This is a genomic window from Fulvivirga sp. M361, from assembly GCF_007097395.1.
GTDB lineage: Bacteria > Bacteroidota > Bacteroidia > Cytophagales > Cyclobacteriaceae > Fulvivirga.
This window is the reverse complement of sequence record NZ_VKDC01000004.1, coordinates 66910-91484: the sequence shown is the minus strand read 5'-3', so window position 1 is coordinate 91484 and position 24575 is coordinate 66910. Positions and strand designations below refer to the sequence as shown.

Annotated in this window: 22 protein-coding genes and 1 tRNA gene; 10 read left to right on the top strand and 13 right to left on the bottom strand. The window is 41.8% G+C overall.

Annotated elements, in window-relative coordinates; genetic code table 11:
- Positions 1–199: 199 nt before the first annotated feature.
- The gene (locus FNH22_RS04015; RefSeq protein WP_143397051.1) at positions 200–445 is read right to left on the bottom strand and encodes a hypothetical protein; all 246 of its coding nucleotides are present in this window, start codon (positions 443–445) and stop codon (positions 200–202) included.
- Between the two features lie 241 nt (positions 446–686).
- On the opposite strand from FNH22_RS04015, the gene FNH22_RS04010 reads away from it, so the two are divergent.
- On the top strand, positions 687–1388 hold the full coding sequence (locus tag FNH22_RS04010; RefSeq protein ID WP_143397050.1) for a hypothetical protein: 702 nt from the start codon (positions 687–689) through the stop codon (positions 1386–1388).
- An 18-nt stretch (positions 1389–1406) separates the two neighbouring features.
- Here the strand turns inward: FNH22_RS04010 and FNH22_RS04005 are convergent, their stop codons facing one another.
- From FNH22_RS04005 to FNH22_RS03975, 7 genes are all read right to left on the bottom strand, one after another.
- Positions 1407–2741 (bottom strand): DUF58 domain-containing protein, encoded by a 1335-nt coding sequence (locus tag FNH22_RS04005; RefSeq protein WP_370513163.1) that lies wholly within the window; start codon positions 2739–2741, stop codon positions 1407–1409.
- The gene (locus FNH22_RS04000) at positions 2738–3718 is read right to left on the bottom strand and encodes a MoxR family ATPase (RefSeq protein WP_143397049.1); all 981 of its coding nucleotides are present in this window, start codon (positions 3716–3718) and stop codon (positions 2738–2740) included. Before FNH22_RS04000 ends, FNH22_RS04005 begins: the two co-directional genes overlap by 4 nt.
- Before the next feature lie 2 nt (positions 3719–3720).
- Positions 3721–4902, bottom strand: a complete 1182-nt coding sequence (locus tag FNH22_RS03995; RefSeq protein ID WP_143397048.1) for a DUF4350 domain-containing protein — start codon at positions 4900–4902, stop codon at positions 3721–3723.
- Positions 4899–5612, bottom strand: a complete 714-nt coding sequence (locus FNH22_RS03990) for a DUF4129 domain-containing protein (RefSeq protein WP_143397047.1) — start codon at positions 5610–5612, stop codon at positions 4899–4901. Before FNH22_RS03990 ends, FNH22_RS03995 begins: the two co-directional genes overlap by 4 nt.
- Entirely contained in the window at positions 5590–6564 is a 975-nt protein-coding gene (locus FNH22_RS03985) for a hypothetical protein (protein ID WP_143397046.1), read from the bottom strand. Before FNH22_RS03985 ends, FNH22_RS03990 begins: the two co-directional genes overlap by 23 nt.
- On the bottom strand, positions 6548–7510 hold the full coding sequence (locus tag FNH22_RS03980; protein ID WP_143397045.1) for a stage II sporulation protein M: 963 nt from the start codon (positions 7508–7510) through the stop codon (positions 6548–6550). The genes FNH22_RS03985 and FNH22_RS03980 overlap by 17 nt, the downstream gene beginning before the upstream one ends.
- An 80-nt stretch (positions 7511–7590) precedes the next feature.
- Positions 7591–8850: a dipeptidase gene (locus FNH22_RS03975; protein WP_143397044.1), complete on the bottom strand. Its 1260-nt coding sequence runs from the start codon at positions 8848–8850 to the stop codon at positions 7591–7593.
- A 57-nt stretch (positions 8851–8907) separates the two neighbouring features.
- Between FNH22_RS03975 and FNH22_RS03970 the strand changes: the two genes are divergently transcribed.
- The 5 genes from FNH22_RS03970 (at position 8908) to FNH22_RS03950 (ending at position 12225) form a co-directional block, all read left to right on the top strand.
- Positions 8908–9618 (top strand): RDD family protein, encoded by a 711-nt coding sequence (locus FNH22_RS03970; protein WP_185154073.1) that lies wholly within the window; start codon positions 8908–8910, stop codon positions 9616–9618.
- Between the two features lie 13 nt (positions 9619–9631).
- Complete coding sequence (locus tag FNH22_RS03965) at positions 9632–9862, top strand: cytochrome b5 domain-containing protein (RefSeq protein ID WP_143397042.1); 231 nt, start codon at positions 9632–9634, stop codon at positions 9860–9862.
- Between the two features lie 120 nt (positions 9863–9982).
- Positions 9983–10822 carry an N-acetylglucosamine kinase gene (locus tag FNH22_RS03960; RefSeq protein WP_143397041.1) on the top strand — a complete coding sequence of 280 codons (840 nt, stop codon included), beginning with the start codon at positions 9983–9985 and terminating at the stop codon, positions 10820–10822.
- A 10-nt stretch (positions 10823–10832) separates the two neighbouring features.
- On the top strand, positions 10833–11648 hold the full coding sequence (murQ, locus tag FNH22_RS03955) for an N-acetylmuramic acid 6-phosphate etherase (RefSeq protein WP_143397040.1): 816 nt from the start codon (positions 10833–10835) through the stop codon (positions 11646–11648).
- Positions 11635–12225, top strand: a complete 591-nt coding sequence (locus FNH22_RS03950; RefSeq protein ID WP_143397039.1) for a hypothetical protein — start codon at positions 11635–11637, stop codon at positions 12223–12225. Before murQ ends, FNH22_RS03950 begins: the two co-directional genes overlap by 14 nt.
- Here FNH22_RS03950 and FNH22_RS03945 read toward each other — a convergent pair.
- From FNH22_RS03945 to era, 4 genes are all read right to left on the bottom strand, one after another.
- A complete protein-coding gene (locus tag FNH22_RS03945) occupies positions 12200–12823 on the bottom strand; it encodes a SprT-like domain-containing protein (RefSeq protein WP_143397038.1) in 624 nt (207 codons plus the stop codon). The genes FNH22_RS03950 and FNH22_RS03945 overlap by 26 nt on opposite strands.
- 86 nt (positions 12824–12909) lie before the next feature.
- Positions 12910–13137: a hypothetical protein gene (locus FNH22_RS03940; RefSeq protein ID WP_143397037.1), complete on the bottom strand. Its 228-nt coding sequence runs from the start codon at positions 13135–13137 to the stop codon at positions 12910–12912.
- 64 nt (positions 13138–13201) lie between these two features.
- The gene (gene der, locus FNH22_RS03935; RefSeq protein WP_143397036.1) at positions 13202–14506 is read right to left on the bottom strand and encodes a ribosome biogenesis GTPase Der; all 1305 of its coding nucleotides are present in this window, start codon (positions 14504–14506) and stop codon (positions 13202–13204) included.
- Positions 14507–14563: 57 nt separating this feature from the next.
- A complete protein-coding gene (era, locus tag FNH22_RS03930) occupies positions 14564–15448 on the bottom strand; it encodes a GTPase Era (protein ID WP_185154080.1) in 885 nt (294 codons plus the stop codon).
- A gap of 90 nt (positions 15449–15538) precedes the next feature.
- Between era and FNH22_RS03925 the strand changes: the two genes are divergently transcribed.
- The 3 genes from FNH22_RS03925 (at position 15539) to greB (ending at position 17096) form a co-directional block, all read left to right on the top strand.
- Positions 15539–16333: a hypothetical protein gene (locus FNH22_RS03925; RefSeq protein ID WP_143397035.1), complete on the top strand. Its 795-nt coding sequence runs from the start codon at positions 15539–15541 to the stop codon at positions 16331–16333.
- A 65-nt stretch (positions 16334–16398) separates the two neighbouring features.
- Positions 16399–16471, top strand: a tRNA-Met gene (locus FNH22_RS03920).
- Between the two features lie 148 nt (positions 16472–16619).
- Positions 16620–17096 (top strand): transcription elongation factor GreB, encoded by a 477-nt coding sequence (greB, locus tag FNH22_RS03915; protein WP_143397034.1) that lies wholly within the window; start codon positions 16620–16622, stop codon positions 17094–17096.
- A 164-nt stretch (positions 17097–17260) separates the two neighbouring features.
- Here the strand turns inward: greB and FNH22_RS03910 are convergent, their stop codons facing one another.
- Positions 17261–21499: a response regulator gene (locus FNH22_RS03910; RefSeq protein WP_143397033.1), complete on the bottom strand. Its 4239-nt coding sequence runs from the start codon at positions 21497–21499 to the stop codon at positions 17261–17263.
- 193 nt (positions 21500–21692) lie between these two features.
- Here FNH22_RS03910 and FNH22_RS03905 point away from each other — a divergent pair, with 193 nt between their 5' ends.
- Positions 21693–24560 carry a TonB-dependent receptor gene (locus FNH22_RS03905; protein ID WP_143397032.1) on the top strand — a complete coding sequence of 956 codons (2868 nt, stop codon included), beginning with the start codon at positions 21693–21695 and terminating at the stop codon, positions 24558–24560.
- Positions 24561–24575: the final 15 nt, after the last annotated feature.

Genomic DNA, 24575 nt, shown 5'->3' with positions numbered 1-24575 from the left:
CTATGTCATCATTGTCTGTATTTTCAATCATCATTTGCGCTGAACATAACGGCCAATCGGATAACAAGACGGGCAGTTGGCAAAAATAGTCGACAATAGTGTGTCATAAAATTTTGTCTACCGCTTGTTGTTGACTGCTAACTGGTCGCTAAAGCATCGAATAAAATTGATACCTGCAAACACCAGGCATAAGCCAGGTTTAATCCTCTACTTTTTTGACTTTTTGATTATCTGTAGATGCATCTATCATTTTCAGCCAGCTGACTTCTTTTCCACTTTCAATGGACCTGTATAGAAATTGCTCATTCACCAGGATAAGTTCACATCTCCCCAGGTCATACCTCAATGCCTCCACTATATCACCTGCTTGTATAGGATTGCTATTCAGATCCATGAGCTGAGGTAATTTGTCTTTCTTATCTTTCTTTTTGAACCATCCTAACATATGTCCTGCAATTAATAGGATTCTACAGATAAATAAAAGGGATCATTATGTTAATGGTCTTGTCTTTTTCTTTAAGAAATGCGACGGTGCGTGGAAACCTTTTTGATCAGTCGATGTCTTTTGTAAAAGTTTAGTTACTAGAGTGCTGATAATTTTATGATTACAAAAGTACGGTGCTTTGTAACCAGGGGTAAATTGCTAAAACCAGGAATTTTAGCTGTTCTTTTTAACGGATAATTATATGAAATCATTCTTTACTATTTTATTTGCTTTGATCATCACACTACCACTTTTGGCACAAGATGAGGATGAGCGTGACGAGGAGGATGTAGTTTATGTACATCACAGAACATCGAAACGCTGGAATAATGGCGAAATTAAAACTATTTCGCGGAGTCATTACCATTCCGGTGGGTTTGGCGCCGTCTCTTTTCGAGGGTCTGAATTTATGAATGAAAGCCTCATACTAGCAGGATTTAGGGGTGGTTGGATCATTAATCGAAGTCTGGCGATAGGAGTGGAAGGACATGGTGTAGTACCCACTGCTGAATTTGATAATGTGAGACCTGACAGAAACGGGATATTGTTAGGAGGCTATGGAGGAATGTTTCTGGAGCCGATATTTTTCTCTAATGAATTGATCCATGTCACTTTTCCGATTTCCGGTGGCGCAGGCTGGCTGGGCTTTCACGATGACTGGGAGGAGGATGACTCAAATAATCAAAACCCGGGTCAACAAGATTCACCGGAAGAGATCATTGAAGATGATGTTTTTTGGTATGTGGAGCCGGGTATAGCAGCCGAATTAAATGTAGCGCGTCATTTCAGAATAGCCCTGGGAGTAAGCAAGCGCTTTACACAAGACCTGGACCTGGAGTTTTCCGATGCAGATGATTTCGAAAACCTGAATTATTTTATGACACTCAAGTTCGGTAGATTTTGAACATTGGAGTAAAGGGCATTATATAAACCCCCTTGCCTTCAACTCCAGGTATTTGTTAATGGTATTTATGGTAAGGTGCTGTGGGGCTGTTAAAATGCTCTGAATTCCGTGGTTGTTTAATTCCTTTACGATCTGGTGCTTCTCATAGGAAAGTTTTTCGGCAATAGCCTTCCGGTAAATTTTCTTTGTACTCTGAGCTTTCGATGACAGTAGCTCGTCGAGTTCGGTGTTTCTGAAGAATATAACCACCAGCAGGTGCGATTTTGCCATATTTTTCAGGTAGGGGAGTTGTCTGTACATGCCTGAAAGTGTCTCAAAGTTGGTAAAGAGCAGCAATAAACTTCGCTGTGTGATCTTTCTTTTCACCGCAGCGTATAATCTGAAAAAATCAGCTTCTTTAAATGCCGTTTTTTGATTGTAAAGTCCTTCCAAAATCAATTGCATCTGCTTGCTTCTCCTGCTGGCAGGTAAAATAGTACCTACTTTGTGCTGAAAGGTGATCAGGCCCGCTTTGTCCTCTTTTCTTACAGCAATATTTGAAATGACCAGACTGGCATTAATAGCATAATCGAGCAAACTAAGTCCTTCGAAAGGCATTTGCATTGTTCTGCTTTTGTCAATGAGTGTGTAGACTTGTTGCGATTTTTCATCCTGGTAGTTGTTTACCATCAATTCGCCTTTCCGTGCCGTAGCCTTCCAGTTGATCGTTCGATAATCGTCCCCGGTGATGTACTCTTTGATGGATTCTACCTCCAGGTTATTGCCTATTCGTCGGATCTTTTTTATTCCTGCTTCAGTCAGTCGGTTTGAAATGGCCATAAGTTCATACTTCCTCATTTGAATGTAAGAGGGGTATACAGGCACCATTTTATTTTCAGAAAAACGGAATCTGCGGGAAATAAGACCTAAACTGGTTTTTGCGTAGATATTTAATGCACCGAAAGAATACTCGCCTCTTTTAACAGGCCGGAGGCCATAGGCTAATGACTGTTCCTGACCAGCTGCCAGTAGGATGTTGTGATGGTGGTCCCTGATTTGAAATTGGTGTGGTATCTCATCAACAATATTAAGCTCGATGTTAAACGTGTAGTAGTTTTTGAGTTGTATGGCGATCTCATTTATGTCACCGTTGGAAAGTTTGTCAGGTGTACTTCTTTGTCCTGCTATGCCTTTCTTAACGCGAAAAAGCCTTAAGCCGTCAATGAATGTGAGTGCCACTAAGCTGAAGAAAAGCAGCTTGACGATAGGTAAAGTCCATGGAAAGAAGTAAGAAAAAATGAAAAGTAGTACGATCCCGATGATGACCTGGAAAAACCGCTCATTGAAATACAACTTTTTTAAGAAACGAATCATCGGGGGATTTCTATCTTTTCGATAGTTTGGTCAATAATATCATCAACAGACTGTCCTTCCATTTCTTTTTCAGGGGTGAGGATCACCCGGTGGCGTAACACTGGTTTTGCAACAAACTTTATATCTTCAGGGTTAATAAAATCTCTTCCCTGGACACCTGCAAAAGCCTTGGCGCTTTGGAGAATAGCAATAGAAGCCCGTGGTGAGGCGCCCAGATAGAGGTTAGGACTATTTCGTGTTTCATGCACAATTTTTGCGATGTACTGCATGAGGTTTTCGTCCACATGAAGTTCATGCACCTTAGCACGATAATCCTTGATCTGATCTCTGGTTAAAACGATATCAATACGGCTAAGCTCTTCTTTTTTCCTTCGTTCATGATGGCCTTTGAGGATCAGTATCTCTTCGTCCAGGTTAGGGTAATTTACTTCGATCTTGAATAAGAACCTGTCCAGTTGAGCTTCCGGCAGCCTGTAAGTACCTTCCTGTTCTATTGGGTTTTGCGTGGCTACTACCAGGTAGGGCTCATCCATAGTGTAGGTTTTGCCATCTACTGTTACCTGTCGTTCTTCCATTACTTCAAAAAGTGCAGATTGTGTTTTTGCGGGGGCACGGTTTATTTCATCTATTAATAAAATGTTTGAGAAAATGGGACCCCGTTTGAACGTAAACTCTGAACTTTTTAAATTGAATACTGATGTGCCGAGTACATCTGACGGCATAAGGTCAGGAGTGAACTGGATACGTGAAAAATCAGCATCAATCACTTTGCTGATAAGCTTGGCAGTTAAGGTTTTAGCTACTCCGGGCACTCCTTCCAGCAACACGTGCCCATCCGCTAAGATAGAAACGATCAGCAGATCGATCATTTTATCCTGACCGACAATTACTTTCCCTATTTCCTGCTTAATACTATCTACACTTTGCTTCAGGGCAGACAGGTCCACCCGGCTTTTGAATAACTCGTCGTTTTCCATATTTAGGCTAAATTAAGATCATCCATTTTATTATTCAGTTCTTTTAACGCTTGTTCAGTAATTTGGGGCTTACTTCTTATCTGCTGTATAAGATTGAAGAGGTCATTAATGTCTTCTACGGGCTTACCCGTTTTACCGGCTACGCTTTCCAACCAGCTTTCGCCGCCCTCACTATACGATAAGCGATAGGTTGATCTGAGTTGATCCATAAAAAAATTGATCCTTTTCTCGGCGATGCTTCGGTGGTCTTTTTTATAGAAGTACAGGTTGCTTATGGTACCTACAAATTCCAGGGTAGTATTCCCTAAAGGAGTAATAATAGGTATAATACGTTGCTTTCGCTTGGTTTCAAACAGAATGAACAGCAACAGAGATAAAATAGCGATGTAGTATCCCCATTTCAAAGGTTCTGATGTCAAGATAAAACGTAGTGGCGTTTGGGCTTCCATTCTGCCTAGCTGGTAATATTCGGTCCAGAACAGGTCTTTTTTCGGTAAATGCGAAAGAGTTTTACTTGTAAACTCATTGTTTTCCTCGAAAAGTAAGTAGTTATTGGTAAATGCCAGAGGGGTGGTACATAGGTAAAAGTTTCCTGCTCCCCATTTTGATTGTATAAATACCGCTTCATCCAGGTCATTAAGGGCCAAAACGCTGGTGCGAACTGTATCGAAGCTGGAAAAATAGTTGTGCGTATTATTTCTGCGATAGCTATATCCTGATGAGGTAATACCTGTATTCACAAAATGGAGTTTAGCCGTATCACTTTGGATGATGTTTTCCATTAAGTTTTCATTAAAAAAATAATCCTTGCTGGCCAGTTTCAGACTGTCTGAAAAGGTCCCTGAAAAATATTCGGCAGCAATAAACACATTAGCACCATCATGCACCATTTCCAGTAAGGAAGTCACATCTTCTTCAGTAGGACTAAAGGTAGAGGCCAGTATCAGTACATTCTCAGGAGTAGAATCTTGTAATTCGTACAGCGTGAGGTTAACGTTTTTGATGTCATTGGAAGGAAACAGGTCAGGCATTCGTTCATTAATAAGATAAGCGCCAAATGGGTTTTTATCCCGGTGAGAAAATGTTACTGTCCAGTCTACAGGTTTAGGAGACAGGACTTCTATGCCAATGTAGAGAAGGGCCCCTGCTGCCAGGAAAATAATATATTTTAAGTCTTTTTTCATTCAGGCAGTTCCTTTTTCCATGACTCAAACAAGACATGGATGTCACTAAAGAGATCTTTAGAGATTGTGAAGTCACCATACCACGCATATTCAAAATAGAAGCTAAGTGAGCTGAAGCCGTTTTTTATCTTTTCTTCTTTTAACTCTTCCAAATAATCATGATTTGTCTTGCCAGGTTGCCACTGGATCATATGTTGATCGGCCAGGTGTTTTAAAGCAAAGAGGTAAATAAGCCTGATGGCCTGTTTAAATTCATTTTTGTTTATAGCTTCCTTAATAAGGTGTTCGAAATCCATTTGGTGAATGTTTTCATGATGAATTTCATGGGCCAATACGCCAGAGTCTGAGGTGCTGAAAAAGGCCTTTCGGATGTCCACCTTAAATAGTTTGAGCAATGCGTAAATAATAATAGCTCCTATCAATACATAGATCAGGATTTTGCCTATAGGTGTGGTGGTTCCCATGTATATGGCTCTACCTATTATCGTATTCAACCAGGCTAAGAAGCGGTCCCACAGGCTTTGCGCAGGGACGGGCCGGTTACCATAATCAAAATCCGGGTCTGATTTGTATTCGTCTATTTTTTCAGCATCGTATGGTCTCCATTCCCTTTGCATGGAGTCATACGTAATAGAGGGTAACTGACCATAGCTGTTGACAATGAAAAAAGACAGGGTCAATACCAGGCTAATAATGTTCCTCTTCATCATGTTGTGTTGAAGAAGTACCAAATGATTCGATTTTTGCCATAAGCCCGCGGGACTCTTTTCGTTCAACCAGGTTAAAATATTGAAATGCAATGGCGATAAGTGGAATGCAATAAAGCAGGTAGCTGGTGACCAGATATAAAAGCAAAGAAGCCGCACCAATTATCTGGGCTATTATACCTGGCTCTCCAAATTCAGTGGCGCCTGTTTCATGAAGCATTTGAATGATAAAAATAACGTACCAGGGAATAAAAAATATGGAGGAGATAAGGCTTTGAACAAAACTGGTGACAAAAAACACTCCAAACGTACTCCACCATTTTCCTTTGATCAGTTCAAAGCACCGGAAAATGGCCTTTAAAAAAGAGACCCTTTCATACGCCCTTACTACGAAAAGTAGTGAAAAGGTAATGATCATGTAAATGGCCCCTCCATAGGCAATGAAAATACCCAACACCATGAGCGCCGGAGAAACCAAAGAGAATAAAATGGTTGGTATCAATATGACAGCATATACGAGGAGAAGTACTACAACATATAGCAGCATTGTGCTGAGCACGTTCCAAAAGGACTTTTTGGTCCGTTCCCAGACTTCCTGGACCGTGATATTTTTTCCTTGCTGTTCGTATAAAATCATATAATCATGCACAACAGCTACCAGTGCAGTACCTCCTATCAACAAAAATAACATGGCCCCAAGGGCTGGTGGTATCAGCTCCAGAAATTGACTGGGGTCTATTACATCTCCTCCCTGGCCGGTGATGGTCATGAAGGTCATGAAATGATCGAGTATTTGCGACATTAATACACTGCCGAGTATAACGGGAGGTCCTGCGATATATAGTAATGCTTTAAAAAGAGGCTTGAAATTCTCTTTGATAAACTCTATGGTGGCGTTGATCTTTTTACTGAAATCCCGTGTTTTATGGTATTCGATGCTAGGGTTTTCGCTCATCCTTATGAAGTTTAATAGGATAAAAAATAAAATAATAAATGATAAAAAAAGCAGATAATGCCACCACCGCCAGCTTAACGGACCAGTGCATAAAGGTATACCGCGTTATAAATGACTCGATAAACCCTGCGATAATAAAAACCGGCATGAGACCCATCACAATTTTTAGCCCCTTTTTAGCCCCTTTTTTGAATGATGCCAGCCTGCTGTAAGTTCCTGGAAAAAGAATGCTATTTCCCATAACGAAGCCCGCCGCCCCTGCAAGAATGATGGCTGAAAGCTCAAGCGTGCCATGTAACATTACAATTAATAGTGAGTCCGCCAAAAAACCTTTTTGTGCCAGGAAAGTAAAGAAAGTTCCTACCATTAAACCATTATAAAACAATAAAAAGCCGGTGCCAATAGATATAAGAAGGCCAGCGGCAAAGGCGGTAAAGGATACTTTAATGTTATTAAACGTGATACCAAAAAACATATCGGCTTCATTTGTTTTGCCATATACGCCGAGAGGATTACCCTTTTCGATGTTGTCTAACGTCATATTAACATAGCCATCACCCAGGATAAGACGTACAAAATTTTCATCATTTACTACCGATATCACTCCCATTGCGGCAGCAAGAGAAAAAATGATGAAAGCATAGGCTAATTGGCGGTGTGCGCTCTTAAAAAGAAAGGGTAATTCATGTTTCCAGAAGGTGATAAAACGATTTTTATCCTCTTTCTTATTCTTGTAAATCTCCAGGTGCACTCCTGAAGCCAGATTGTTAAGGTACCTGGTTGTGTCACTCTTAGGGTACTGTGTCCTTGAAAAAGAGAGATCATCCGTAATTTGGATAAATATCTCAGCGAGTTGGTCCGGTCCAAGTGTGTTTTCTTTTTCCAGGGATTTTTCGAATTCCTGCCAACGTTGAAGATTTTGTTTTACAAAGGCCGCTTCTTTCATTCGTCATTGGGTTGTATTGTCGGCGTTCATCACGTCGGGAATCACACTTTTCAATGTTGGTCCGGGAATCTCTACTAAAGTCAGGTGTTAGAATTTTGCTTCTCCCGGGCTACTTTTTCTACCGCGTTCCATACCCGGAATACATTTTTATAGCATATTTTTTCTATATCTTCTTCCGAATACCCTCTTTTCAACAGCTCATGGATCAGGTTAGGATAGTGTGAAACATCTTTCAGACCCTCCGGAAGAGAGTCGCCTACTCCATCAAAGTCAGATCCAAGTCCTACATGATCTATACCGGCCAGTTTCACTACCAGGTCTATATGGTCGGCAACACGCTGAACATTTGAATACTTGCTAGGGAATTCTGTTCTAAATGTTTCTATCACTTCCTGGGCGGCTGAATCATCAAAGGTGAGCCCTTCTTCTTTTAGCATTTTTGCCAGTTTACCCCTGGTTTCATTGGTGTAGGCGGCCACTGCCGAGTCGATAAAAGTAGATCCGAAATTAATTTGTATTACCCCTTCTTTTTCACCCAAAAGTGTGATCATATCATCACTCATGTTTCTTTCAAAGTCAGGTGTGAAATGTCTGCAGGATGAATGAGAGGCAATTACCGGAGCCTCTGCAATTTCCATTACCTGGTAAAACGTGCTGTCTGAAATATGAGATACATCTACCATTATACCTACACGATTCATTTCTTTTACTACTTCACGTCCAAAAGGGCTCAGTCCGTTCCAGGTACGGGTAGTGTCATAAGAAGAGTCACAGATCAGGTTATCTTTTGAATGAGTAAGCGTAACGTACCTGATCCCCCTTTTATGGAAATAATCTACGTTAGCCAGGTCATCACCTATTGGAGCGCCGTTTTCCATTCCCATAGGTAAGGATATGATACCCTTTTCGAAGTTTTCCTGCACTTGCTTTGGCGAAACAGCTACCTGAAACTTGTCGGGGAAAGCGTCGCTGATACTTTCTACCATATTGATCAATGTATCGGCCAATTCTTTTGCCCCGCCTGTTACCTGGTAGCGAGCAGGGATATAGATCGACATAAAGGGAGCGTCCAGCCCGCCCGCCTTGCAGCGTTCATAATCAAAATCACCTTTTTCTACGGAAAGTATATCGTCTTTGTCTGTATTGATATCAAAATCAGCGGCTTTAAGCCGGTAGGGTAAGTCGATATGTCCGTCGGTAATGATAAATTTTTTTGCCAACTCTAAAGCTTTGGTTTTTAGCTCCTCATCTGTAGGGGCTGAGGCCTCTTCCTTTGTTTCTGTAGAACAAGAGGTAAAGAAAAGGCAAGTAATGAATAAAGAGTATAAAACTTTCTGCATGTCCGTTGTTTATTTAGGCTTCTTATTATTTTTGAAATTTATAGAAAAATAGTCGGTGTGCAAAGTGTAAATATCAGAACGACCCAAAATGTAGCCATAGATTATGCTACAGCCGGTATTGGTGACAGGATTGGGGCCTTTTTGATAGATTCCGTCATTACTATTGCTTACCTGATTGCTGTTTTCTGGTCGCTGGCCAGGGCAGGTATTGGTACTGAATGGTTGTTTATTGGGGCATACCTCCCCGTTTTTTTCTATCATTTGATCTGTGAGGTGGCTTTTAACGGGCAGAGCCTGGGGAAAAAGCAGATGAACATTAAAGTGGTTCGTTTGGATGGCTCTCCGGCTACACTAGGAGGATACATTTTGCGCTGGATACTCCGGCCCATTGATATAGGCCTGTTTTCAGGAGCTATAGCAGTGATCATCATTGCAGTAAGTGATAAAGGCCAGCGTCTGGGAGATATGGCTGCAGGTACCACCGTCGTTAGAATTGGCGGCCATGTGAACGTTACGTCGCATCAACTGATCAAAAACATGGATAATGAATACCAACCGGTATTTTTGGAAGCTGAACATTTAGGTGATGAGGATATAAGTATCATTAGGGAAGCATTACGAGTAAATAAAGAGCAGGCCAATAGCAGGCCGGTAATAGCGGTGACAGAAAAGGTGAAAGCTCATTTGAACGTGCAAAGTGATATGCCACCGGTAAAGTTTTTGTATACTGTGCTAAAGGATTATAATCATTTGACTTCGTTGTCTTAGAGAATCTATTTTCATGCCAAACCTATATACCCAACAACAACTTGCCTTACGTAACGGGCAGGACCGTGAAGAAGTATGGGTTGCCTATGAGGGAGTTATATATGAGGTGACGGACTCGAGACTTTGGAGAGACGGCAAACATTATGAGCATTGGGCTGGTCAGGACCTTACGGCCGAATTGAAAGATGCTCCGCACACGGAGACCGTTTTTCAAAAGTTTGAAGTAGTTGGACGCCTGGTATAATCAAAAAGGGATGCATCATTTTTTGCCTATAAAAGCCCCGGGCTGGTTTTTTCGATACTACTGTATATTTTTACACTCTACAGCTTTGACCTACATGGATATATTTCGGAACCGAGTTATATGATCTTAATTGCCGATAGTGGTGCATCTAAAACGGATTGGCGTTGGATCACAAAAGAGAATACTATAGAACAGCATCAAACCCTGGGATTCAATCCAACCTATCAGGACCTGAGGCAACTGGATAAGGAAGTTGCTCAAATGCCTTCGTCCCTTTTGCGAGATGATGTGGAGCAGATATTTTATTATGGGGCCGGCTGCGGTTCAGAAAGCAATTGTGAGCAAGTCCATATTGTACTCGAAAAGCATTTCGCTCGTGCGGAAATTAATATCCATGACGACATGCTTGGGGTGGCACGGGCATTATGCGGTACGGCCCGTGGCATAGCTTGTATATTGGGGACCGGGGCTAATTCCTGTTTTTATGATGGTGACATTATTCTTGATAATGTGTCAGCACTGGGATATATCCTGGGAGACGAAGGCAGCGGGGCTTATTTTGGAAAAATATTGATGGCGGATTATTTGAGAAATGATGTGCCGGACGTAATAGCCCGTCGACTGGAAAAACGATTTCAACTGGATAGGGATGTTATTTTATATAAAGTGTATCAGGAGGCGTTGCCAGGTAGGTTTTTAGCTGGCTTTGCTCGTTTCATTTTTCAAAATTTGAAAGAACCGTACTGTTACCGTTTGGTGTATGATGGCTTTAACGCTTTTTTTGACAAGAATTTAATGGATTATCCGCAGATCAATGAAGTGCCGGTCCATTTTTCCGGGTCTGTCGCTTTTTACTTTAGTAACATACTCAGGCAGGTAGCCAATGACCGTGGTATAATAGTGAAAAATATTGTAGAAAGCCCTATAGCCGGGTTGACCTTATTTCACCAAAAGAAGTAATTTTGAAAAGATGACCATCACTGAATCCACTTCCCACTATCACAACCTCGAAGAGATGTCCGTTCGGGATATCCTGGTAAACATTAATCAGGAAGATAATACGGTCCCTAAAGCTGTGATGAGGGCTATGCCCCAGATTGAAGCATTGGTGCCCGTTTTAGTAAAACAGCTTGAAATGGGAGGTAGGATCTTTTATATTGGAGCAGGTACCAGTGGCCGGTTAGGTATCGTGGATGCTTCGGAAATACCTCCCACGTTCGGTATGCCTCAAGGCGTAGTGATCGGTATCATTGCAGGAGGGGATGGAGCTATTCGTAAGGCAGTGGAGTTTGCCGAAGATGATACCCGCCAGGCATGGAAAGATATGCAGGAATACCAGATCAATCACAAAGATGTGGTCATAGGTATTGCTGCTTCCGGCGCTACACCCTATGTGATAGGAGGAGTAACTGAAGCATATAACCGGGGGCTTATCACCGGATGTATTGTCTGTAACCGTGATTCAGAACTGGCACATACAGTTACCTTTCCTATTGAAGTGATCGTAGGTCCTGAGTTTGTTACCGGCAGTACGCGTATGAAAGCAGGCACAGCCCAAAAGCTGGTACTGAATATGATTTCCACTGCTGTTATGATCCAGTTGGGGAGAGTGAAAGGTAATAAAATGGTGGATATGCAGCTTAGCAATAACAAGCTGGTAGACCGTGGCGTTCGTATGCTAATGGAGGAACTATCTATAGATAAAATAGAGGCTCAGGAGCTGCTCGATAAACATGGTTCAGTGCGAAAGGTGATAGATTTTATACGTCGTAATGCACGAGATTGAGCCGTATTACAACTGGCTGGGGTATTATAATGTAGCAGAAGACCCCCGATCACCCTTTCATGGTAAGCAATACAACCATGACCTGTACTCTGAAACTATTTACGGGTATTATATTGACCCTGCATGGGATTTCATGGGATCGGAGACCCTTTATGTGAAGATTCTTTTCACTGATTACACCATTGGATTTTCTATCATAGAATTTATTGGTGAATGGAATGATACTATCAACAATGATATCATGCATCTGAAAAGGAATATCATCGACCATCTTGTAAAAAACCATATCAATAAATTCATTTTAATAGGGGAGAATGTCTTTAACTTTCATGGCTCTGATGATTGCTATTACGAGGAATGGTTTGAGGATGTAGAAGATACGGATGTGTTTTCACATCCCGGTTGGATTGCAGGAATCAATTTTCCCGATTTTATCATTGAAGAACTTCAGAATTACAATATAGATGCCTACGTTAATATGGGGGGCACTCTTCAGATCCCTAAATGGCGCACGTTAACGCCGGCACAGTTTTTTGATCAGATCAACCAGATCATCCGTTACCGCCTGGGGGAGTAACGGTCAGCGGTTCTACAGGGGCCGATTTAGAGATCAGGTACCTGCGTCCGGATTTTACCTCTTTACAGATGTAGCGTGTTCTTCTTAAAGCCTCTTTTTGATAAGTCTTTTTCCCGTGCTTAAAGAGGCTTCCCGGTTCGATATCTTTTAGTATAGTACCGGGATATTTGTCATACCGGGCTAGTGCTGATGTAAGGGCGTGGTCATTGCACGAGGAGGCTTTTGGATTTTCCAGGTATCGCTGCAATTGATAGAGCAGGTCGCCAGGAAATACATTGGTATTTAATACGGGCTGCATCACTTCTCTAAAAGCATTTTTCCATTCTTTTCCATGCGGTAGTACAGACCGTCCATGGCTTTTGTAGGTGATGAGGTGTGCCACCTCATGTAGATAAGTGACCAGAAAAGCGTAGCTATTCAGATCGTTATTAACGGTGATGGTATGTTTTTTTGAAGAGGGGTGATACTTGTAATCGCCTAATTTGGTAGCGCGTTTTCGGGTAATTTTGAAGGTGAATGCGTAATGGTGCCACAATTCCAGGCAATAAGTGAGCACTGCTTCAGGAAAGAACCTTCTTAATGTTTCCCTTTCTCTCAATGATCCTTGACTTTAAAACCTCACAATGATAAAAAAAAGACCGTACTAAAAGTACGGCCTCTTCTAATTTGTAACTAAGTTGATGACTATTCTGAGTCTTCAACTGTAGAGTCTGCTTCTTCCATTACCTCTTCAACGGCTTCTTCCACCTCTTCGGTAGCTTCAGCGGCTTCTTCCACCACTTCTTCAGTGGCTTCAGTAGTTTCCTCAACTACTTCTTCCACAGCGGTTTCTTCCGTTTTTGCGGTGTTACCACATGCAGCAAAACATAATGCAAAGCCACAAGCCAATAACAAGGTTAACAGTTTTTTCATAATACACAGGTTTTGGTTTAAGCGATCAAAGTAGAAATAAAATACCTTAACAGTCAAATGGATGTCATTTTTTTCGAAAAAACAAACGGATTGGTACACCTTCTAAATCGAAGTGTTTTCGCATTTTATTCTCCAAAAAACGCTCGTAAGGCACTTTTATGTACTGTGGAAGGTTGCAAAAAAAGGCAAAGGTTGGTGCATAGGTAGGAAGCTGAGTGATGTACTTTATTTTGATATATTTACCTTTTATGGCAGGAGGAGGGTTCCGTTCAATTTCAGGTAATATAACATCATTCAGCCTGGAAGTAGGTATTTTTTGGGTTCTTGAATTAAATATATTGATAGCCTTTTCAATAGCTTGGAAAATACGCTGTTTTTTTAGCACAGAAGTAAAGATGATGGGAATATAGTCCAGTGTCCCTAGCTTTTCTTCTATACTCTTGCGGAAGATGTCCGCTGTTTTTGTGTCTTTTTCGATAAGGTCCCATTTGTTTACCATGATCATGAGGCCCTTGTTATATTTCCTGGCCAGGCCGATAATACTCATATCCTGTGCTTCCAGCCCACGTTCGGCGTCTATGATGAAGATACAAACGTCACTATCTTGTAACGCCTGAATGGCCCGAAGTACCGAATAGAACTCTATGTCTTCCTTTACCCTTGATTTTTTGCGAATGCCGGCGGTATCCGTCAGTATAAAGTCCTTATTATACAGCCTGTACCTCATATTGATAGAATCACGCGTAGTACCGGCTTCATCGGTGACAATGGTGCGTTCCTGTCCCAACAAGGCGTTAAGAAAAGAGGATTTTCCCACATTAGGTCTTCCTAGAATAGCCAGCCTGGGAATGCCATCTTCCGCATTTTTTTCTCCTTCGTCAAAGTGTGATACCACCTCATCCAATAGTTCACCTGTCCCGGAACCACTGGCCGATGACAATGGGAAGACTTCTCCCATGCCCAGCGCGTAAAATTCGCCGGTCATATGGATTTTCTCTGTGGTGTCTGCTTTATTGGCTGCAATTAATACTGGTTTTTTAGAGGTGCGTAAGACTTTAGCGAAGTCTTTGTCCAAATCCGTAAGTCCTGCATGGCTGTCTACCATAAAAAGGATGATGGAAGCCTCATCTATGGCCAGCTGCACCTGTTTTCGTATCTCGCTTTCAAATTTATCTTCGGATCCTGTTACGTATCCACCGGTGTCTATCACGGTGAAAAACTTACCTGTCCATTCCGCATAGCCGTAGTGGCGGTCACGGGTTACCCCGCTTTCGTCATCCATGATGGCTTTGCGTTGTTCAATCAAGCGGTTAAATAATGTAGATTTACCCACATTGGGCCGTCCAACTATTGCTACTATGTTTGCCATATTTATTTTACTACGGGTTACCTTCAGCGGTGGGCTACAGGTAAGACGGTGTATTATTTAGTATCCAAAATTTCGTAATGCTCTTTCCTTTTTTCTCCAGTCTGCTGCCACCTTCACGAAGGTTTCCAGGTGCACTTGCTTGGCAAAAAAGGTTTCCAGGTCAGCCCTGGCTTCCATTCCTACCTTCTTTAAAGCTTGTCCGCCCTTTCCAATAATAATGCCTTTCTGGCTCTTGCGCTCCACATAGATCTCAGCCCGTATTCGGATTATCAGATCGTCTTCTTTAAATTCAGTCACTACTACCTCACTGCTGTAAGGGACCTCCTTTTTGTAATTCAAAAAGATCTTTTCACGAACGATCTCTTCCACGAAGAATTTTTCCGGCTTGTCCGTTAATTCATCTTTTGGGAAGTAGGGTGGATGTTCAGGCAGTGCTTCCAGTAAGGTATTAAATACCTGGTCTATGTTGGTACCTTTCAAGGCCGAGATCGATAGATAAGCCTGTGCTTTTACATGTTGCTTCCAGTAGGTAAGCTTATCTTCTACCTGCGTGCCCTTGGATTGATCGGTTTTATTCAGTAGAAAAATAATTGGAGATTTGATCCGTTCCAGGCTTTGTGCTACCTGGTCGTCATACTTTTCATAAATATCGGTGACGAAAAGCACGACGTCCGCATCTTCCAGTGAAGACTTTACAAATTGCATCATAGATTGATGTAATTCGTACTCCGGTTTAAGTATGCCCGGGGTATCAGAATAGACCATCTGAAAGTCTTTACCACTGATAATCCCCATAATACGATGGCGGGTAGTCTGCGCTTTAGAAGTAATGATCGATAGCCGTTCCCCCACCATTTGGTTCATCAAGGTAGATTTCCCTACGTTAGGCTTCCCTATAATGCTTACGTAGCCTGCTTTATGCTTATTTTTGCTTTCCATCATCAAAACGCAAAGGTACTTCAATTTTTCGTTCAAGAGAGAATATGGTATGAATCTTGTGCAAAGTTAAACCAGCGCCAAACCACCTCACCCATGAAACACTTCTATCTCCTCAGCCTGATACTTTTCAGCGCTTCCTGTACACATCGCTTGGTACCTACCTGGTATAACGCAGAGAAAGATGGGCTTCCCATAACGCAGATCACCGATAACGAAGTAACTATCCGATTGGAAAACCTGGAACTACGTGAGAGGTACATGATCTTCGATATGGAAATAGAAAATGCCTCAGCGAAAGAGGTCACCCTTGACCTCCCATCCATGTACTGTTACTCCTCCTTTAAACGTTTTAAGCCCCTGGCTACGGACAGCACAGCAGAAAACTGGGAACAACAGCTTCCCGAGGGAGCGGTCAGAAGCGCTGCTATGACCCCTAAAATGGTAGATGATCTATACCGGGATAAGCTTGCGTCAAAGCAAGATGCCGGATTACTTCTCGCATTGTTAGGCGCCGGGCTGATCATTTATGACTTGGCACAGGATATTGATGACGCCAATGATGAAAACTGGACGGAAGAAGATGCAGAAAAGAGCTGGCAAAGGGACCTGGTTACCGCTACTTCGTTGGTAGCATTGAGTGCCATCAGTGATGTGAATGAGGTGGAAACGGCACGCACTGCTGAAGATCTGGAATATATACCCCGGGAATTACTTGTTGAAAAAGTAGTAGAAGCGGGAAGTAGTATAAGAGGAAAGGTTTTTATTGCTAATGTTTTTATTTATAAATATTATCGTTTTGTGATCCCTATGGACGGAGTATCTTTTGTTTTTGACTTCAGGCGGGCAAATTCTACAGAAAGGCAAAAGATCAGGTTATCGAGTTATTGAAAAATAATAAAAATAGTTGTTGCATATTTTATTACTTGCCCCTACATTTGCACTCCAATTTACATCGCGGGATGGAGCAGTTGGTAGCTCGTTGGGCTCATAACCCAAAGGTCGCAGGTTCGAGTCCTGCTCCCGCTACTACAAAGCCTAGACAGAAAAGTCTGGGCTTTTTGTTTTTAAGTAACTTTCCTTAAAAACAAAAGTGGCTGTAACAACTCTGTATAGATCTTGGATAATTAGATGATTTTCATTTCACTTGCATCGCCATATAAGAGCTTAACGGACTATGAAGAGATCAATGCAGATCACACCCGAAGGATTAGAAAAGCTAAAGGATGAGTTAGATCGTCTTTGGCGAGTAGAGCGACCAGAAACAACAAAAAAAGTTGCGTGGGCTGCTAGTTTGGGTGATCGATCTGAAAATGCGGATTATCATTATAATAAAAAGCGACTGCGTGAAATCGACAGACGTGTTTTATATCTACGCAAATGCATTACTGACTTTAAGGTAGTACACTACAACCCTTACCAGGAGGGCAAAGTAATGTTTGGAGCCTGGGTAGAAATTGAAAATGATAATGGCATGAAAAAACGCTTGCGTATAGTGGGCTATGAAGAACTCATAGGTGCCAAAGATTATATCTCAATGGACTCTCCCATGGCAAAGGCTTTGCTAAATAAAGAGGTGGGTGATGAGGCCATTGTACAAACAGCAACGACTCAGTTTTCATGGCGTATCACCAAAATTGAATATCAGAAATAAAATCAATTGAAGTAGTTCTGACTTAATCCGGCAGTTAGGATTAAATTTAAATGTCCGGTTTAAAGTCTAACCCTAAGTACTATTAAAAGCTTCCCTAAAAATAGCAACACTTTTTAGCAGGGTTTTGGCGTTCTGTTCGAAATGACAGCATGAACTGTTATTAATCACTTCTTAATGTACTCAGACGGAGATTTGTGAAAGTGCTTTTTAAAGTACGTAGCAAAGTTATTGGGTGCATTAAACCCGGTTTTATAAGCTACTTCAGCTACGGTAAACTTTCCGGATCTCAAAAGGGACTCAGCGTGTTTTAGCCTGATCGATTTTATTAGTTCATTTACTGTTTGGTCCGTAAGTGTTTTTACTTTTCTATATAATTGGACTCTGCTAACTCCCATCTCTTGTGAAAGTTTTTCAGCATCAAGACCGGAGTCTCCCAGAAAGTGTTCTATCGTTTTTAAGAGCTTGTTTATGAAAGCATCGTCTGAAGAAGTTTCCTGTGTTTGTAACGATTGTAAACCAAATTGTCCTTTAGACCTGGCCTGTAATTTACGTCTGTTATTAATTAGGGTAAATACTCTGCTCCTAAGTAATTGGAGGCTTAAGGGCTTATCCAGATAGCCATCAGCACCGGCCTCGTATCCGTCTATTCTATCGGACTGTGTTGTTTTTGCGCTCAATAAAAGTATAGGAATGTGGCTGGTATTGAGGTCTTCTTTTAACCTGGAGCAGAGTTCAACACCTGACATTCCGGGCAGCATAATGTCCGTAATGATAAGATCGGGTTTTTCCTCTTTTGCGAGTTTATAACCCTCTTTGCCGTCTGACGCTTCCATAATAACAAAATACTCACCAAGGGACTGACTCATCAAAAAGAGAGTGTCAGGATCATCCTCTATCATCAGTACTTTTATGTCATCATAAAGTTCAGTCGATACATTTTCAGGGTCGTTAGAAATCAGGGATATTTCAAGTTCCTCCAGCGCTTTATAGATGCCTGTTGAAATACTATTTGAAGTATGGTCACTTTGAGTTTCTAGGGGTATATAGGGCAGGTCTACAGTAAAAACCGTACACTCCCCCGGATCGCTCTTTACCCTGATATCCCCACCATGGGCATGTACGAGATCTTTAATGTAGGCCAGTCCGATCCCAACGCCCGAATGAAAATCTTCCTGCGATCCACTATCAATATGAAAAAAGCGTTCGAAAATACGTGTTTGGTGATCTTTGGGAATGCCTACACCATTATCTATTACCTCCAGCCGCACCGTACTTTGTGCGCCTTCAATATTGTCCATTTTAGCGATTGCCACGGTAATTTCTCCTGGTGGCGTTACATTTTTAATGGCATTTGACAGCAGATTAAAAATTATCTTTTCTATTTTATCGTGGTCAAAGTTTATGAATAAAGTGTCGTGGACGGTATGGATAGTTAGTTTTATTTCTTTTTGCATTAGAATCTGATCGAACAACTCCAATATATCGCGTACAAAGCTTATTATATCACCATTTGAAGGGCTGAAGTCTAACGTAGTGTGTTCAATTTTATACACTTCTAATATCTGATTTACCAGCCGAAATAATCGGTTAGCATTGCGCTGAATGATTAGATGGTATTTATCTATCAATGTTTTAGGTAGCGATTTACCTGGCTTAACGAGCTCTTCCAAGGGGCTTTGAATAAGGCCTAGCGGAGTGCGGAATTCATGGGATACATTCGTGAAAAACTGAAGCCTGGACTGTGATAGATGCTTGAGGTCTTCATAATTATTCTTAATTTCTTGCTTCTGCGCTTCAATTTGAACGTTTTGTTTTTGTAATGATTCCGATTTTTTCTGAAGTACCGAATTGAGGGTCCCTAATGTTTTATTCCTGCGAATGATGCGTACTTCGAGAATTACAATTATCAGTAAGGCTATAGCAATGATTAGAATAAATTGCCAGCTGAACCACCACGGGGGTATTACCTCAAATTCAATGGTCGCCGGTACTGTTTCTATATTAAAATCATGGTCACGTGCTCTCACCTGAAAATGGTAGTTTCCCGCAGCAAGCCCGATCAGTTGCTGGTAAGACTTTTTTCTGAATGGCGACCATTCACTTTCATTTAACCTCCACGAATATTCTAATCTTGTATCATTAGTGTTTTCCATGTAGTCCTTACCGCTCCAAAACACAACGTTTTCCCCATCACCTGCCTGTATTTCAGTGGAATAAGATTCTATGGTAGTCTGAGGTGCCTGTTTGCCCGGTGTATAGCGAATAGTCTTAAACTGGGAAGGTTTTACATCCGAAATACCTGGTGACAGACCCCTTCGTATCCATTCAGAAGGCACGTAAACCAGCCAATATTCATTTTCAAGTCCTTTTTTAATTTGCATCTCCGGCAGCATATCAAATGCCGAAGGGAATATTTCTGATGACCATGCAACTCCATCGAAATATCCAACGCCGTCGCGTGTCACAGCCCAAACTTCATCTTTACCTGAGGTGTGGATATGAAAAATATTGTTGCCCGGAAGACCTTCGTTCATGGTATATTGAGTCCATGAAAGGCTGTCTAACTTGAAAATACCATAGTGACGAGAGCCAAACCAAACAGTATAATTTGGATCAGTGCTTATAAAATCGGTATAATCTTCAAATTCAATTAAGCTGTCTATTTTAGCCCAATTATTTTCGTTTAACCTCCAAATGGCTCTTCCCCCAAACCACATGGTCCCATCACAGGATTCCCCTATACCGTAGCATGCGGTAGGTACCATAGGGTCAGTTTTTATGGAATAGTGAATGAGAGAATCCTTGTCTATCTGCGGAGCCAAAAACTGTACTACACCACCATTTTGTCCTAAATCATGCCTTATGTCAGCGCTACTACCTATCCACACTGACCCATCACTTGCTTCATACACCGCCCTGTAGTCAAAGCCCCAGGAGACTTCAGGAAATACTCTTTTCTCCCATGAATTACCATTGTAAAAAGCAACGGCGGCGAAACCTTTATGACTACCAATAGCCCAAATTTCACCGTACGAAGTGTTGAATAGCTTGACGGGTGTGTCTATCAGCCCTTGTTCTGTTCCGTGACTAAAAAAAGATCCATTTTTAAGAAGTACTGCTTTTCCCTCATAAGATAAAAACCAGCGTTCATTAACATTTTCCAGTTGAAAAATAAGTTCCGGATAGCTGCGCCAGACTTTATTCGTATTGTTATATAAATAGCCTTCGCCCAGTTTATCTACTACTAAAATCTTACCATCCGGGGCTTCTGAAAAGAATAAACGGGACGAAGAAGAAAAGGAAACATCAGGATATTTGTACTCTTTCCAACGTTCATTTTCATAAATAAAAAAACGTCCGTAGCCGCCAATCCATACGGCACCTTCATCGGTAATCATCAGACTATTTTGAGAGTCAATACCTCCAAACAGATCACTAAGCCGGACGGTGTGCCACACTTGTCCGTCAAAAAAATACGTACTTAAGTTGTGTGCATTGGATATGACCCAGATTTTTCCATCAGGTGCTTCTTCAACATGCGCTTCTCCACGAAATTCAGGCCCATTTACGCTATCATAGAGTTGATACTCATCTGTACCAAGTTTGCTGTAGTGATCATAAGTCACCAGTTTACCATATTCGTTTTTTTCACTTATTGCCAGATAAAGCTTGCCACTGGCACCCAGGCTCAAATCTTCAATGCTTGTTTCTTTAGAGCCTTTTAAAGCAAACTCCTTTGGAAATGGCTTCAGCTTTATTTCTGCGGATAACTTCTGGCTCAATTCATTGAACGCCCCGGTAGAAGTGTAAAGTGTCAGTTGCGAATCTCCTACAGCCAATAATCCTGAAAGTGAAGATTGAGAACCTTGTTTAGCAAGAGATGCTAATATAGTTCCATCCGGTAGTCTTATTATATCCTTTACAGAGGCCTTAAGCTGGCTGTTAACAGGAAATATTTTTGTCCAGCCCGATTCGTCCATTTTAAACAGGCCCTCATCTGTACCAAAGAACACATTTCCTTTTTTTTCGGGATAAACAGATAAAACAGGTGTACCGGAAATGCTATCCGGTTTGGCGTAGTGCTGCCATGTGTATCCGTCATAATGGATAAGTGCATTGTCTGTCCCAAACCATAAGGTGCTGTCAAATGCATGATTTACACATCTTACGTTTTTTCCTTGTAGCTCTGTTAAGGTTGACCATCTCCATGACTCAATGACCGGGTCTGTCGGCTTTAACTGATAGGGCTCTTGTGCAAATGCCTGTATTGGTATCCAAAGAAGTATAACCCAAAGGATGTCTGTTAAAATGGCAAACGTACGGCAGTATTTTTTTGCTTTAAGTAGTACTCCATGTGCCAGTTCTGAGATATACGCCCTGTCATAAACATTGCCAATTGTCATGTATGATTCACTCTGTTAAGCTCTTACGCTGCTGAAATTATACTACAAATGTTTTAAAAATACAGATTTATTGTCAATTGATACTCACCAAGATGAGTTTGAAACTATGCTAGAGATAGCTAGGGGAAAAATACATCACTTTAGGAGTTGTAAAAAATAACTAAAGATAAAATCCTACATAACCTGGTAAAAAATGCACAGAATTAAATTAGGCACTAGGCCTAAGATGGTACGCCTGATAAGCCCACACTTAGCACTGACCTTAATGGCGTTTATGGTTTTTGCCTTGTCATCTTACGGGCAGGGAAGTGTTTATGGAATTGTTCAGGACGCTTCAGTTGGTGAAGGACTGCCTGGGGCTACCGTCAACGTAAAAGGTTCAACCTACGGAACCATTACAGACATCAATGGAAAGTATTCCCTTGGCGGCCTTAAAAGCGGAGAACAAATACTCGTATACAAATTCCTGGGGTTTGTTACCACTGAAATTTCTGTCACAATTGAAGAGGGAGGACTAACTGAGCAAAACGTATTGTTAGAACCGGACATAACATCATTAGATGAGATAGTGGTTACTGGTCAGGCGCTTGGTCAGGCAGCAGCGATCAATCAGCAGATCAATGCAAATACCATTGTTAATGTGGTTTCTAAAGACAAGATACGTGAGCTGCCGGATCAAAATGCTGCGGAGACTGTGGGCAGGTTGCCAGGAATTTCCGTTCAGAGAGACGCAGGAGAGGGCCAAAAAATTGTGGTGAGGGGTCTGGCCCCGCGCTTTAGTTCCATTACTATAAATGGCCAGCGAATCCCTTCCACAGATCAGGAGGACCGTTCCGTGGACTTAAGTATGATGTCACCAGATGTGCTGGCAGGGATCGAAGTATTCAAATCACTTACACCGGATAAAGACGCTGATGCCGTGGGAGGGACTGTTAATTTCGTAACAAGAACAGCCTCTTCAACACCAGAGATTCAGGGATCATTTCAGTACGGATACAATGGCCTGACAGAAGAATGGGGTCAGATCCGGGCCAATACTTCCCTTAGCCGCAGATTTTTGAATGATAAATTTGGCTTGATCCTATCGGGTAACTTTCAAAAGGTGGACAGAAGTCAGGATCGAGTGGGGATTGTTTATGACAGACCAGGAGAGATTAATGGGGAAGTGAACCCAAAAGCTGAAAGTGCACAGCTAAGCCAGGATATTGAGGACAGGTTTCGCTACGGAGGTAATTTGGTAATGGATTATGAATTTTCACCAAAGCATAAAATCACTTTTAACCCAATCATTCAGTTCACCGAGAGGGATAGAGATGAATACAGGACCAGTTTTGATGCCAGTGGTGGCGCTGTCAACTATCGGTATGAATATACCCAGGATGTTACCCGACTGTTCTCCGCAGGACTCACGGGCGATCATACCATAGGCAGTAAATTATCTGTGGAGTGGAGTGCTTCATTCTCGGATACCTATCGATTCAGGCCAGAAAATTTCCGGATGGACTTTCAAGATCGTTTCGCCAGCGGATCACCAGAAGTGGGTAAACCAGCATCGGTGTTGGTAGATGAGATGCTCCTAACACATAGCTTGGACAGGACTGTTTTGAGACGCTTTGCCACCAATGATGATGACGTGAGAACGAGCAATACTTCTGCGCAAATTGACCTGAGCTATCCAGTCAGAGTATCAAAAAAGGTTACCGCCACTATTCGTGGAGGTGCAAAAGTCCGGATAGATGATCGGAGTAGAGATGTAAATAGTTTTGCTACGCTTCCTTTAGACGTAGGGGAGCTTTCTTTTTTACCTCCTGAAGAATATGTGAGAAATGGTGATGATAGGGTGTTGATGTCAAACTTCATTGCCCCTTTTGATGATAATGGATATGATATCTCAGGTTTTGATTTTGGTGTAGGACAGGCCGATACATTAGTTGGACAACATTTGAACAAAGCCGAAATCCTGGATTTTCAACGAAAATATGGTGCAACAGCTCCCAGAAATCCATTTGCTGATATCAGGGACTACAGTGCCACAGACAGAATCACCTCAGGTTATCTGATGGGTACTTTCAATATAGGGAAAATACTGACATTAGTGGCAGGCGCCAGGGCAGAGAATACTTTTCTGGATTATACGGGCCAGACGGGTTCTGCATTTGCTCCGGACGAAGGTCAGGAAATTGAGGACCTAAACAATGACACTACCAGAACCCGCTCTTATTTAGAGATATTTCCGCAGGTCAACCTTAAGATCCAACCCACTGGATGGTTTGATATCAGGCTGGCTGCCACTAAAACCATTAACCGTCCTAATTTCCAAAGTTTAGTCCCCTGGGTGAGGCAGGATAATTTTGAGGCAGTGATTGAACGGGGAAATTTTGATCTGCAGCATACCATAGCATGGAATTATGACTTGTTTCTATCGTTTTACAATAAAATAGGACTCTTTACCATTGGCGGCTTCTACAAAGAGTTGACAAACATCGATTTTAATGCGGAAAAGCGAACGCAGATTAATGAGAACGAAACATTTAGACTGTTAGAGCCAGAAAACGCTGTTGGCCTGGCTACAGTAGCAGGGATAGAGTTAGATGCTCAGGTCAATTTCAATTTTTTACAAGCACCATTCGACGGGCTGATACTGTCAGCAAACATGACATTTTTAGAATCTACTACACAATATCCATTCCTGGAAATTTTAAGATCACCACCCAGGGCTGTGCTGGTAGAGCGTGAAGCTGAGATGGTGGGCCAGCCCGATCTGGTATGGAACGTTAGCCTGGGATACGAAAAAGGTGGATTCACAGGTAGAGTATCCGCAGTATATCAAGGCACTGCACGAGGAAATAGACTAGGTCTCAGAGACGATTACGATCAATTTACGGTCGCTACTACCAGGTTGGATCTGACTTTCAAGCAAAAAATTACTGAAAACCTTAAGGCATATATCAATTTCAACAACATCACAAATCAGAAAGAGCGGTCAAATGAAGACGTTCGACTTAGAAGAGTTCAAAACTTTGGAGGTACTGCTGATTTTGGATTTCAGTTATCATTTTAAACATTATTAACTCTA